The 12,475-nt window shown below is 72.8% G+C and carries 12 protein-coding genes; 6 read left to right on the top strand and 6 right to left on the bottom strand.

Annotated features, from left to right (window positions below; all coding sequences use genetic code 11):
* Positions 1-20 precede the first annotated feature (20 nt).
* The 5 genes from K1Y72_RS26760 to K1Y72_RS26740 are packed head-to-tail and all read left to right on the top strand — an operon-like array spanning position 21 to position 5,559.
* A complete protein-coding gene (locus K1Y72_RS26760; protein ID WP_220169243.1) occupies positions 21-1,169 on the top strand; it encodes an ABC transporter ATP-binding protein in 1,149 nt (382 codons plus the stop codon).
* An 11-nt stretch (positions 1,170-1,180) separates the two neighbouring features.
* Entirely contained in the window at positions 1,181-2,398 is a 1,218-nt protein-coding gene (locus K1Y72_RS26755) for a polyamine ABC transporter substrate-binding protein (protein ID WP_308287246.1), read from the top strand.
* Position 2,399: 1 nt separating this feature from the next.
* On the top strand, positions 2,400-3,263 hold the full coding sequence (locus K1Y72_RS26750; protein ID WP_220169241.1) for an ABC transporter permease: 864 nt from the start codon (positions 2,400-2,402) through the stop codon (positions 3,261-3,263).
* Positions 3,260-4,108 (top strand): ABC transporter permease, encoded by an 849-nt coding sequence (locus tag K1Y72_RS26745; protein ID WP_220169240.1) that lies wholly within the window; start codon positions 3,260-3,262, stop codon positions 4,106-4,108. Before K1Y72_RS26750 ends, K1Y72_RS26745 begins: the two co-directional genes overlap by 4 nt.
* A 50-nt stretch (positions 4,109-4,158) precedes the next feature.
* Positions 4,159-5,559 (top strand): NAD(P)/FAD-dependent oxidoreductase, encoded by a 1,401-nt coding sequence (locus tag K1Y72_RS26740; RefSeq protein ID WP_220169239.1) that lies wholly within the window; start codon positions 4,159-4,161, stop codon positions 5,557-5,559.
* Positions 5,560-5,591: 32 nt separating this feature from the next.
* On the opposite strand, the gene K1Y72_RS26735 is transcribed toward K1Y72_RS26740, so the two are convergent.
* A complete protein-coding gene (locus K1Y72_RS26735) occupies positions 5,592-6,110 on the bottom strand; it encodes a PH domain-containing protein (RefSeq protein ID WP_372453008.1) in 519 nt (172 codons plus the stop codon).
* A 129-nt stretch (positions 6,111-6,239) separates the two neighbouring features.
* On the opposite strand from K1Y72_RS26735, the gene K1Y72_RS26730 reads away from it, so the two are divergent.
* Positions 6,240-6,821: a hypothetical protein gene (locus K1Y72_RS26730; protein WP_258573857.1), complete on the top strand. Its 582-nt coding sequence runs from the start codon at positions 6,240-6,242 to the stop codon at positions 6,819-6,821.
* On the opposite strand, the gene K1Y72_RS26725 is transcribed toward K1Y72_RS26730, so the two are convergent.
* From K1Y72_RS26725 to K1Y72_RS26705, 5 genes are all read right to left on the bottom strand, one after another.
* Positions 6,782-7,933 (bottom strand): hypothetical protein, encoded by a 1,152-nt coding sequence (locus K1Y72_RS26725; protein WP_220169237.1) that lies wholly within the window; start codon positions 7,931-7,933, stop codon positions 6,782-6,784. The genes K1Y72_RS26730 and K1Y72_RS26725 overlap by 40 nt on opposite strands.
* A gap of 160 nt (positions 7,934-8,093) precedes the next feature.
* Positions 8,094-8,936: a glutamate ABC transporter substrate-binding protein gene (locus K1Y72_RS26720; RefSeq protein ID WP_220169236.1), complete on the bottom strand. Its 843-nt coding sequence runs from the start codon at positions 8,934-8,936 to the stop codon at positions 8,094-8,096.
* 29 nt (positions 8,937-8,965) lie between these two features.
* The gene (locus K1Y72_RS26715) at positions 8,966-10,444 is read right to left on the bottom strand and encodes a GlnX family signal transduction membrane protein (RefSeq protein WP_258573854.1); all 1,479 of its coding nucleotides are present in this window, start codon (positions 10,442-10,444) and stop codon (positions 8,966-8,968) included.
* Entirely contained in the window at positions 10,441-11,166 is a 726-nt protein-coding gene (locus K1Y72_RS37365; RefSeq protein ID WP_220169235.1) for an FHA domain-containing protein, read from the bottom strand. Before K1Y72_RS37365 ends, K1Y72_RS26715 begins: the two co-directional genes overlap by 4 nt.
* Before the next feature lies 1 nt (position 11,167).
* Positions 11,168-12,475: a vWA domain-containing protein gene (locus tag K1Y72_RS26705; RefSeq protein ID WP_220169337.1), complete on the bottom strand. Its 1,308-nt coding sequence runs from the start codon at positions 12,473-12,475 to the stop codon at positions 11,168-11,170.

The raw sequence follows: 12,475 nt of genomic DNA, 5'->3' as shown, positions 1-12,475 counted from the left end.
ACCCCGCGAAGGAACCAGCCATGACCGAGACCAGTCCCGCGCCCGTGCGCGACGACCCGGAGGGGACGCCCGCCGCGGTCCCCGCCATCGAGCTCGCCGGTGTGCGCAAGAGCTTCCAGGCCTACGGCGAGACCGTGCACGCCGTACGCGACATCGACCTGACGGTGCACGAGGGCGAGTTCTTCTCGCTGCTCGGCCCGTCGGGCTGCGGCAAGACCACCACCATGCGGATGATCGCGGGGTTCGAGGACCCCACCGAGGGCGCGGTCTACCTGCACGGCGAGGACGTCACCGGCGTCCCGGCGAACAAGCGCGACGTGAACATGGTGTTCCAGTCGTACGCGCTGTTCCCGCACATGAGCGTCTTCGACAACGTGGCGTTCGGGCTGCGGCGCCGCGGCGTCGACAAGGCCGAGACGCGGAAGCGCGTCGGCGCGATGCTGGAGATCGTCGACCTGACCGGGCGGGAGAAGCGCCGCCCGAGCGAGCTGTCCGGCGGCCAGCAGCAGCGCGTCGCGCTCGCCCGCGCCCTGGTGAACCGGCCGCGCGCGCTGCTGCTCGACGAGCCGCTCGGCGCCCTGGACCTGAAGCTGCGCCAGGCCATGCAGGTCGAGCTGAAGCGCATCCAGCGCGAGGTCGGCATCACCTTCGTGTACGTCACCCACGACCAGGGGGAGGCGCTCACGATGTCGGACCGGATCGCGGTGATGAACGACGGCGGCATCGAGCAGCTCGACACCCCGCGCGCCATCTACGAGCGGCCCGCGTCCCGGTTCGTCGCCGGGTTCATCGGCACCTCCAACCTGATCACCGGGCAGATCACCGCGGTCGGCGGGGACGGCGCCGAGATCGGGTACGGCGAGGGCCGCATCGTCGTGCCGCTGAACGGCGCGTCCCGCGCGGTCGGCGACACCGTCGAGCTGACGGTCCGCCCCGAGAAGATCGTGATCGGCGGCGAGCGGCCCGACCGGGGCTCCTACACGAGCGCGACGGTCGCCGAGGTCGTCTACCTCGGCACCTCGACCAGCTACCTCGTCACCACCGCCGCCGGCGACGACGTCACGGTGTTCGTGCAGAACGCCACCAACGCCGACGACATCGCCGAGCGCGGGAGCCGGGTGTGGCTGTCGTGGGAGCCGCGGCACTCCTACGCCATCGGCACGGCATGAGGCGGGGGAACGTGGACCGGTACGACCCCGCGCTGCGGCGCGGCCTGACGAGCCGCCGGAACGTGCTGCGCCTCATGGGCGCGTCGGCGGCGGCGCTCGCCGCGTCGGCGTGCTCGATCCCCGGGCAGGGCGGCCGCGGCGACCTCACCCAGGCGCAGATCGACGCGTTCTGGAAGGGCCGGACCGGCAAGGGCAGCCTCAACTGGGCGAACTGGCCGGGCTACATGCAGGACGACCACGCCAGCATCAAGGCGTTCACCAAGGACACCGGCGTCGAGGTGAACTACAAGGAGGTCATCCAGGAGGCGTCGGACTGGTTCGGCAAGGTGCAGGCGCCGCTCGCCGCCGGGCAGTCCATCGGCTTCGACCTCATGGTCGTCACCAACGGCATCCAGACCAGCAAGATGATCGAGCTGGGGTACCTGGCGCCGCTCGACCACTCCCGGCTGCCGAACTTCGACAAGTACGCGGCGGCCAAGTACAAGGACCCCGCCTTCGACCCCGGCAACACCTACACGATCCCCTACGAGTCGGGCATCACCGGCATCGCGTACAACACCAAGTACGTGAAGGAGGAGATCGACTCCATCGCCCAGCTCTTCGACCCGAAGTACAAGGGCAAGGTCGGGATGATGGGCGACTCCCAGGAGCTCGGCAACTTCGGCCTGTTCGCGATCGGCGTCGACCCGGAGAAGTCCACCCCGAAGGACTGGGCGAGCGCCGCGCGCAAGCTGCGCGAGCAGCGCGACTCCAGGATCGTCCGCAAGTACTACGACCAGGGCTACATCGACGCCGTCGCCAAGGGCGACGTGTGGCTCACCATGGCCTGGTCGGGGGACGTCTACTCGCTCGCCAACGACGACGTGAAGTTCGTCGTGCCGAAGGAGGGCGGCACCCTCTGGACGGACCTGATGATGATCCCCAAGCCGGCCGGCAACCCGGTCGACGCCCTCACCCTGATGAACTGGCTCTACGAGCCGGCGCACAACGCGCCGCTCACCGAGTTCATCAACTACATCACCCCCGTCCCGGCGACCCGCCAGTACGTGCTCGCCGACGCCGCCAAGGCGACCGGGGACGACAAGGCCGACCTGGAGCGGCTGGCGAGCAGCCCGCTGGTCTTCCCGAGCGAGGCCGACATGGCGCGCCTCCGCAACTTCCGGGTGCTGAGCCAGCAGGAGGAACCGCAGTACCAGAAGGTCTTCACACCGATCGTGCAGGGGAGCTGACATGCGCAGGCTGAAAGGGGCGGTCGCGCCCTACCTGCTGATCCTGCCGGGCGGGCTCTGGCTGGTGGTGTTCTTCGCCGTCCCGCTCGTCTACATGGCGTCGGTCTCGCTGATGACCGGCAACCTCATCGACGGGTTCGAGCAGACCTGGCACTGGCGGAACTACACCGACGGGCTGGACGTCTACGGCGACAAGTTCGTGCGGTCCCTCTGGTACGGGCTGATCGCGACGGTGGCGTGCATCGCGCTGGCCTACCCGGCGGCCTACTGGATCGCCTTCCGCGCCGGCCGGCACAAGTCGACGTGGCTGTTCATGCTGCTGCTGCCGTTCTTCGTGTCGTTCGTGCTGCGCACCATCGCCTGGAAGCTGGTCCTCACCGACCAGGGGCCGGTGCTCGGGCCGCTGAAGAGCTGGCACCTGCTGCCGAAGGACTTCCACGTCCTGGACAGCGGCTTCGCCGTGGTGTCCGGCCTCACCTACAACTTCCTGCCGTTCATGGTGCTGCCGATCTACGTGGCGCTGGAGCGGGTGGACCACCGGGTCGTCGAGGCGGCCTACGACCTGTACGCGGGCCGGTTCGCGGCGTTCCGCCGGGTGGTGCTGCCGCTGTCGCTGCCGGGGGTGTTCGCCGGCGTCATCATGACGTTCGTGCCGGTGACCTCCGACTACGTCAACGCCTCGGTGCTCGGCGGCCCCGACAACACCATGATCGGCAACGTGATCCAGACCGAGTACTTCACCAACAGCGAGTACGCCACCGCCTCGGCGCTGTCGTTCACGCTGATGGCGCTGCTGCTGCTCGGCATCTTCGCCTACGCCCGCGCGCTGGGCACCAAGGACGTCCTGGAGGCGGCGGGCCGATGACGACGACACTCCCCGAGACCGCCGCGCCCGCGCCGGCGCGGAAGCCCCGGCGCCGCCGGATCGGCCGCGGCCGCGGGCTGCAGGCCTACACCGTGCTGCTGGTGGCGTGGCTGCTGCTGCCCATCGCCGTCATGGTCGCGTTCGGGTTCAACGACACCCACAGCAAGCAGAACTTCGAGTGGGAGGGCTTCACCCTCCACTGGTACGCGCACCTGTTCGACAAGAAGGACCTGACGACCGCGCTGGTCAACTCGCTCACCATCGCGCTGCTGACCACGCTCATCGCGACGGTCCTCGGCACCCTGGCCGGCCTCGCGATCGGCCGCTACAAGTTCCGCGGGCAGGGCCTCGCCAACGTCGTGATGTTCGCGGCGATCTCCTGCCCCGAGGTCGTCATGGGCGCCTCGCTGCTGTCGATGTTCGTCGCGACCGAGACGCCGCGCGGCTACCTCACCATCCTCGCCGCGCACGTGATGTTCTCGGTGTCCTTCGTGGCGATCACCGTGCGGGCCCGCGCGGTCGGCCTGGACGCCTCCATCGAGGAGGCCGCCAAGGACCTGGGGGCCGGGCCGTGGACGACGTTCCGGCTGGTCACCCTGCCGATGATCATGCCGGGCGTGACGTCCGGCGCGCTGCTGGCGTTCGCGCTGTCGGTGGACGACTTCGTCATCACCAACTTCACCAGCGGCGCCACCCAGACGTTCCCGCTCTGGGTGTGGGCCTCCACCCGCACCGGCACCCCGCCGCAGGTCAACGTCATGGGCACGCTGATCTTCGCGGCCGGCGTGCTGCTGGCGGCCGGCAACGTGGTGCTGACGCGGCGCCGCGCCCGCGCCACGCCCTGACCGCACATCCGATCGCACCACTACGAGAAGCCCTCCGGGGAGTTGGAAATGTGAACGTCCTGAACACCCTCGCCGACGCCGAGCCGTCGTCGCCCTGGCTCGCCGACCCGGCGCGGCCGGAGGCGGGCAGCGCCCTCACCGGCGCCGTCACCTGCGACCTCGCGGTCGTCGGCGGCGGCTACACGGGCCTGTGGACGGCGCTGCGCGCCAAGGAGCGCGACCCGTCGCTGGACGTGGTGGTGCTGGAGGCCGACCGCGTCGGCGGCGCCGCCTCGGGCCGCAACGGCGGGTTCTGCGCCGCCAGCCTCACCCACGGCATCGGCAACGGGATGGACCGCTGGCCGGGCGAGATGGCCGTCCTGGAGCGGCTCGGCACCGAGAACCTGGACGCGATCGGCGCGACCCTGGACCGCTACGGCATCGACGCCGAGTGGGAGCGGACGGGCGAGCTGCACCTGGCGACCGAGGAGTGGCAGCTGCCCGACCTGGCCGAGGAGGCCCGGCAGGCCGAGCGCCTCGGCCACGACGTCGTCCTCATGGACGCCGCCGAGGTGCGCGGCGAGGTCGACTCGCCGACCTACCTCGGCGCGCTCTGGGACCGCGACGGCACCGCCATGGTGCATCCGGCCAAGCTCGCCTGGGGGCTCGCCGGGGCGTGCCGCTCGCTCGGCGTGCGGATCTACGAGAACACCCGGGTGACCGGGCTGGACGAGCTGCCCGGCGGGCTGCTGCTGCGCGGCGCGTACGGCACCGTCACCGCGCGCCGCGTCGCGCTCGGGACGGGGGCCTTCCCGCCGCTGCTGAAGCGGCTGAAGCACTTCCTCGTGCCGGTGTACGACTACGCGCTCGTCACCGAGCCGCTGACGGCGGAGCAGCGCGCCGCCGTCCGGTGGCGGAACCGGCAGGGGCTCGGCGACGCGGCCAACCAGTTCCACTACTACCGGCTGACCGCCGACGACCGCATCCTGTGGGGCGGCTACGACGCGATCTACCACTACGGCAACGCCATGGGCAGCGAGCTGGAGCGGCGCCCGGCGACCTTCGCGCTGCTGGCCGAGCACTTCTTCACCACGTTCCCGCAGCTGGAGGGGGTGCGGTTCAGCAACGCCTGGGGCGGCGTCATCGACACCTGCAGCCGGTTCTGCGCGTTCTTCGGCACCGCCCACGACGGGCGGCTCGCCTACGCCGCCGGCTACACCGGCCTCGGCGTCGGCGCGACCCGGTTCGGCGCCGACGTCATGCTGGACCGGCTCGGCGTGCCGGGCGCCGACGAGGCGCGGGCGCGGCTGCGGATGGTGCGCTCCAAGCCGCTCCCGTTCCCGCCGGAGCCGCTGCGGTTCGGCGCGATCGAGCTGACCCGCCGGGAGATCGCGCGGGCCGACCGCAACGCCGGGCGCCGGGGCCTCTGGCTCCGCACGCTCGACCGGTTCGGCCTCGGCTTCGACTCCTAGCCGGGACGCGGGCGCGGGCGGGGGCCGCCGGGCTAGTCCGGCGAGCTCTCGTCCGCGCCGAACACCACCGAGGAGACCTCCAGGTAGAGCTGCTCGGGGTAGGGCATGAAGTTGACGTTGCGGAACGCCTGCCGCTGGCCGGCGGACTCCATGACGAACTCGCCGTAGCCGAGCATCCGGCCGAGCACCGACCGCTCCAGCGCGAGGTCGGTGACCTTGGCGAGCGGCATCATGCCGACGTCCCGGTTGAACACGCCGCGGACCAGCATCACCCGGTGCTCGGTGACCAGGAAGAACTCCACCGACCAGGCGATCACCCGCCAGACCAGGAAGCCGAGCGCGACCAGCCAGAGCCACCAGACGAGCGCGAGGCCCGTCACCGCGGTGATGACGCCGCACGCGATGAGCGTCCCGACGACGACGGTCACCGGCAGGATGAGCACGGCGGGGTGGCGGCGCACCGCGATGACCCGCCCCTCGTAGGCCATCAGGTACCGGTCGATGGCCCGCGACCCCGCGTCGCGGTGCACCATCATGTCCTGCAGATTCACCCTGTCGATCCTTTTCAGTCCGCCCCGTCCCACGGTAACCGACGCACCCGCCGCCGGGCAGAACCCGCGCGGTACGGGTTCGGTGTCCGCCCTTGTGCGACGGAAGATCACCGACCCAAGATGGGCGGTATGGGCGGTGCGCGCGGGAGCCAGGGGGAGTTCGTCCCCGATGTGACGGGTCGTCCCGTGTGGCGGCTGCTGCTCCGCGGCCTCGGCGTGTACCTGCCGGGCTGGGAGATCCCGACGCGGGCGCAGCGGATGCCGGCGGCCGGCGCCGGGCCGCTGGTGTTCACCACCGGCGCCGGGTTCGGGCTGCAGGTGCCGCGGCGCCGCCAGGGCCTGGAGCCCGACCGGGAGATCTACGTGCGCGGCCGGGAGGACCCGAGCTTCGGCATCGTCATCGCCGGACCGGTCGAGGCGGTCGGCAGCCGCGTCGTCGACGGGCCGGGCGTGCTGCGCTTCGCGCGGCGCGTCACCTTCGAGGAGCTGTTCGAGACCGGCGACCCCGACTCGGTGCCGTACGCGGTGCGCGCCGCGCGGTCGGTGCGGAACGTGGTGTTCCTGGACCGCGCGGGCGGCGTCGGGCTCTGCGTGGAGGTCGCCGAGGACACCGGCGTCACCTGCTCGGTGTTCGTGCGGATCGGCGCCCCGCACGAGCGGACGGTCCGCGCCTACGCGTTGGCCCCCCAGGGGGTCAGGTCCCAGAGCTGATGGGCGGGCAGCCGCCGCATCCGCAGCGCCGCCGCGGCCGGATCCCAGAACACCTCGTCGCTCTCCAGCTCCAGCGACTGGTCGGGAGTCAGCACCGCGCAGAGCAGCTCGTCGCGGGTGCGCACCGCGAGCAGCGGACCGATCTGCGCGACGGAGCCGGTGCTCTCGTACAGGGTCCGCAGCAGCGATTTCAGCGCCGCCTCGTCCTCGGCGACGCCGCCGTTCGCGCGGGGCGGCTCGCCGCGGGCCAGGCCGGTGCGGGGGCCGCCGTGGGGCAGGTCGGCGCCGGTGGAGATGAGGAGCGCCGTGAACGAGCCGGCCAGGTCCTCGGTGCGGTAGCCGCCGAGGAAGTAGCGGCGCCGCTCGCCCTGCTCGGCGGCGCCCTCGGCGCTGCGGAACCGGACGGACAGCCGGCTCGCGCGCACCGACCGCTCGTACACCTCGGTGAGGATGTCGCGGAGCTGCCCGTCGCGGGTCCACAGGCGCCCGATCGCGGTGACGGCGGTGCCGTCCTCGCGGCCGGTGATGGCGGTGGCGACGGCGCCGTCCAGCTCGCCCTCGGTGTACTGGAGCAGCTCGGTGACGACGTCCTCGACGCCCTCCAGGGTGCGGGTGAGGGTGCGCTGCAGCTCCAGGATCTCGGCGTCGGCGCGCTCCAGGTCGCCGAGGCGGGCGAGGGCGGTCTCGACCTTGCCCTCGACCTGGTCGGTGCCGGCCGCCGCGACCGCCCGCACCGACGTCTCGACCTCGGCGAGCTTGCGGCGGAGCGCGGCGAGGGTGATGCGCTGCTGCTCCAGCTCGTGCAGCCGCGCCGACTGCGACCGGACGAACTCGTCGGCGCGGTGCACGACGCCGGCGAGCTCCCGCACCTGCCCGGAGTGGTCGCGCAGCCGCGAGTCGAGGCCGGGCAGCACGTCGCGCTTCACCCGCGACAGCTCGGCGGTGAGCTGCTCGCCGACCGTCACCAGCACGTTGTTCTGCTTGGTGACCTGGTCGTTCAGCTCGTCGATGCGGCGCACGAAGGCGCGCTGCTGGTCCTTGCTCTGCTTGCCGGCGTACAGCTCCAGACCGCCGACCACAACGCACATCACCACCAGGATGACGGTCGTCATCGCTCTCCTCGGGGCCGGACACCGTTACCGGACAGGGTTTTGGCTCGGACCATAACCTACGATCATGGAACATGACCGGCACTTACGTAACCGGAAGATCTCAGTGACCGGCAGGTAGGACGGGTACCGCCCGGGAGGCAGTAGCAGGCCGGCCGGCGGGTCAGTCGCACCCCTCGAACTGGGGGACCGTGGGCGTGACGGTGAGCCCGCTGGAGGAGAACCAGTTCCGCAGCAGCCGCTGCGCGGTGCCGTCCTGGTACATCATCGTGATCGCCTTGTTGACCGCCTCGCAGCCGTCCACGTCGCCGCGGCGCAGGCCGACGCCGTAGGGCTCGTCGGAGATCGGCGCGTTGACCACCTTGAGCTTGGGGCCGCCCGCCTGGTCGTTCTGGCGGGACAGGCCGCCGAGGATGAGGTCGTCGGTGGAGACCGCGTCCAGCTTCCCCGCCACCAGGTCCTGGAGGCACTGCGCGTAGCCGTCGGCCTTCACCGACAGCGCCCGCACGCCGCGCTCCTGGGTGACGCGCGGGAACGACACCGAGCCGGGCACCTCGCAGAGCCGCCGCCCGGCCAGGTCGCGGACGCCCTTGACGCGGCCGCTCTCGGACGCGCGGACCAGCACGTCCTGGTGGGCGACGTAGTACGGTCCGGCGAACGCCACCTTGGTCCTGCGCTCGGGGGTGATGGAGTAGCTGGCGACGACGAGGTCGACGTCGCGGTCCCGCAGGACCGTCTCGCGGACGGCCGAGGTCACCTTGGCGAACCGCACCCGGCCGGCGGCGACGCCGAGCCGCTTGGCGATCTCCCTGGCGATGTCGATGTCGAAGCCGCTGTAGGAGCCGTCCGCGCCGCGCAGCCCGAGGCCGGGCTGGTCGGCGTTCACCCCGATGACGAGGCGGTCCTTGCGGGCGACCGAATCGCCGTCGGCGCCCGCCGCGGCGCAGCCCGCCGCGGCGAGCGCGGGGACCAGGGCGGCGGCCGCGACCGTCCGGCGTGCGCGCATCAGCGTTCCCTTCCTCGGTGTCCCCGTCGTCATCGGTACTCCGCGAGCCGCGGCCGGACGCCGAGCAGCACCAGGCCGGCGATGAGGAGCCCGCCGGCCGGCAGGACGAGGTTCCAGCCGGCGGTGCCGTCGTCGCCCGCCCGCACCGCGTCGTCGAACGCGGCGCGGTGGATCCGCGCGAGCTTGACGATCGAGGCGTCGTAGGCGGTGAAGTCGCGGGCGGCCGCGCCGTCGCCCTGCCCGAGCCGCGTCCGGATCGCCTGCTCCCGCTGCCCGGCCCCGACGAGGCGGCGGATGGCGCGGTCGTCGGCCTGGTAGCGGCGGTAGTCGGCGAGGACCTGCCGCATCGCGGCGGGCTGGCCGGGCAGCTCGTCGTGGCCGGCCTCGTCGCCGAGGAAGCCGAGGAAGCCCGTGGTGGTGCGCTGCCGCTGCACCGCGTCGTTGTAGGCGGAGAGGTTGCCGGCCTTCAGGTACAGCACCGACTGGGACTTGCTGAGGAACACCTGCTCGTAGGTGTCGGCGCGTTCGGGGTCCAGCAGGTAGCGGGTCTCGTCGGCGTTGGCGCTGTTGCCGATGGCGCGGGCCCGCGACAGCGCCAGGATCGAGTCGAAGCCCTGCTCCTTGGCCTTCTTCAGATGGTCGGCCTGCGCGGTGAGGACGAGCGCGCCGGCGGCCGTCAGGGCGAGCGCGAGGACGGTCGCGAGGGCGAGCGCGGGGTTCAGCACCCGCCGGAACCGGACGGTGAGGAACACCTGGAGGCCGATGAGCAGGGCGAGCAGCACGCCGCCGGTGACGATCACCCGGACGGTGCCGTTCCGGACGGCGGCCCGCTTGTCGACGTAGGTGTGCCGGACGAGGGTGCCGTTGTCCAGGGTCAGGTTGTAGGCCTTCGGCAGCAGGTCCAGCTTCATGAGGTCGCTGGCGGACCGGTACAGCTGGACGACGGTGCGCGAGGGCGGGCCGGGGGCGTGCGGGCTCTGCCGGTCGGCGAGCAGCGCCTGGCCGGCGAGCTGCTCGTAGGCGCCGAGGCCGCTCAGCAGGTCGCGGGCGGTGGCCTCCTCGCTGGCGTCGTCGGCGAGCTTGGCGGCCTGCAGGAGCGCGTCGTCGGCCTTCGCGCGGTTCTGCTGGTAGCGGGCGATCGCCTGGTCCCGGTTCGTGCCGAGGTTCGTGGAGTCGCTGAGCAGCAGGGCGTTGGCGAGCTGGGCGTCCATGTCGGTGAGCTGGAAGTACAGGTCGGCGGTCGCGACGACCTGCGGGCCGGCGTCGTGGCCGATGACGCGCACGCCCGAGCGGGCGTCGTCGACCGCCCGCCAGGTGACGCCGAGCGCGGCGAGCAGCGCGACGAGGACCAGCGCGGTGAGCGCCCGGATCCGCCCCGCGGCCGTCTTGGGGAGGGGGTTGCGGCGCCGTGCGGGCACGGCGTCGCGGCTCCCGTTCCCGGTGTCGGGGACGGTGCCCGCGGCGGGGGCCGGGGCGCGGCCCGCCGGGGCCGGCTGGACGGCGGTCATGGCGCCTCGCTTCGCTGGAGCTCGATGGTGGTCCAGGCGCCCACGTGGATGCGGTCGCCGTCGCCGACCGGCACCTCCACGTTGAGCGGGATGGGCCGCAGGTCCCCGTTCACGCAGGTGCGGTTCGTGGAGCCGGGGTCGACCAGCGACCAGGTGCCGTCCGGGCGGGCGAGCAGCACCGCGTGGGTGTGCGAGACGCCCGGGTCCTCGGGGGGCTCGCGCAGGTCGATCTCGGGGATGCCGGTGCCCGCCGAGCTGCGCCGCCCGATCCGGACCTGCGGGCCGGCGAGCGGGATGCGCCGTTCGGGGCAGTAGGGCGGGAAGGGGAGGGCGGCGTCGGGGCCCTCGGCCGCCACGATCGACTCGTAGTAGTCGCGGTCGGCGTTCACGACCGCGATCCACGCCGCCGTCCGGACGGGGCCGGGGCCGGGATCGGGGCCGGGATCGGGCGCGGGGCCGGGCGCCGGGCCGGAATCGGGGTCCGGGGCGTTGCCGGTGGGGGCGCCGCCGCCCGTCGCGAAGTCGTAGCCGCACACCTCGCAGAAGCGGTCGGTGCCGGGCGTCCCGCAGTCGGGGCACGGCGTCCCGGCGCCGGACGCCGGGGCGGACGACGACGCGGACGACGGCGGCGCGGGCTCCGCGGCGCCCGCGGCGATCACCTCGCCGCAGACGTCGCAGTAGTCGGCGGACGCCGAGTCGTGGCCGGCGGGGCAGCGCGCCACGTCAGCCCTCGCCCTTGCGGGTCCGCACCGTCTTGGTGGACTGGGTGTCCAGCGACATCTCGTCGACCTTGTCGACGTTGCGCTTCAGCCGGACGGTGCCGGTGGCGGCGTCCTCGACGTCCACGACCTTGCGGAGCAGCGCGGTGATGGCGTCGTTGCCCGCCTCGCCCGCCAGCTGCACGGCGCGGCCGAGGCGCGCGGTCGCGGTGTCGAGGTCGCCGTCCTTGCGGGCCTGCAGGCCCTCCTGGATGGCGTCGGCGAGCTCGGCCTGCCCGGTGTAGTGCGCGACGCGCGGGTTCATCCGGGTGGACTGGGCGGGGTCGTCGGTCCAGCCGGCGAGGACGTTGGCGGTGGCGAGGACGCGCGGCTCCTCGCCGGGCGCGCCCGGCACCACCAGCTTGATCCAGCCGGCCCGCAGCTCCTTGCCGACCTCGCCGGGCGGCACCTCCACGCAGAGGTGGTAGTCGCGGCTCTCGGCGCCCCACGCGCCGAGCGGGTAGTCGCCCGCCTGCGGCGCCGACTCGACCCGCTTGGCGGTGAGGTCGGCGACCGACGGCGACATCTGCTTGAGGAAGCGGACCCGGGCGGTCTGCGGCGTCCACACGCGCAGCGCGACGTCGGCGACGTTCTTGCCCATCGCCGCCTCGGCCATCGCCCGGAAGTCGGCGACGAGGTCGGCGGGGTCGGCGACGAGGCCGACGCTGCCGAGCAGCATCTGGGACACCTTGCGGAGCTCGGGCACCTCCCAGTCGGTGCCGACGCCGCGGCAGTCGCAGACGAACCGGCCCTGCGTCCGGTAGAGGACGGCGTCGAGCTCCTCGGCGGTCTCGTGCTGGTTCTTGCCGTCGGTGAGCAGGATGGCGTGCCGGACGCCGTTCTGGAACGGGTCGAAGAGCTGGTCGGCGAGGCGCAGCCAGGACCCGATGGCGGTGCCGCCCTGCGCGGTGAGGCGGCCGAGGGCCTGCTTGGCCTCGCGGCGGGTCCGCTCGTCCAGCGGCACGAGCTGCGCCTGCCGCGGGTAGACCATCGACGCGGTGTTCGCGCCGGAGACCACCGCGAAGAACACGCCGTCGCGCAGCGCGTCCACGGCGGCCTGCGCGGCCGCGACCGCCGCCCGCAGCTTGGTGTCGGGGTAGGACATCGACCCGGAGGTGTCGATGATGACGACCTCGGCGGCGCTGCCCTGCGGCGCGCCGCCGGCCGCGCCCCCCGTCGACTCGACGGACAGGACGGCGTGGACCTCGCGGCCGCCCTCGGGCAGGTACTTGTTCTGGTCGATGGTGATCGTGAACTGCGGCTCGTCGGCCAT

This window comes from Actinomadura parmotrematis (assembly GCF_019458805.1).
Classification (GTDB): Bacteria; Actinomycetota; Actinomycetes; order Streptosporangiales; family Streptosporangiaceae; genus Spirillospora; species Spirillospora parmotrematis.
The sequence above is the reverse complement of the archived record's forward strand: the minus strand, read 5'-3'. Positions and strand labels throughout refer to the sequence as shown.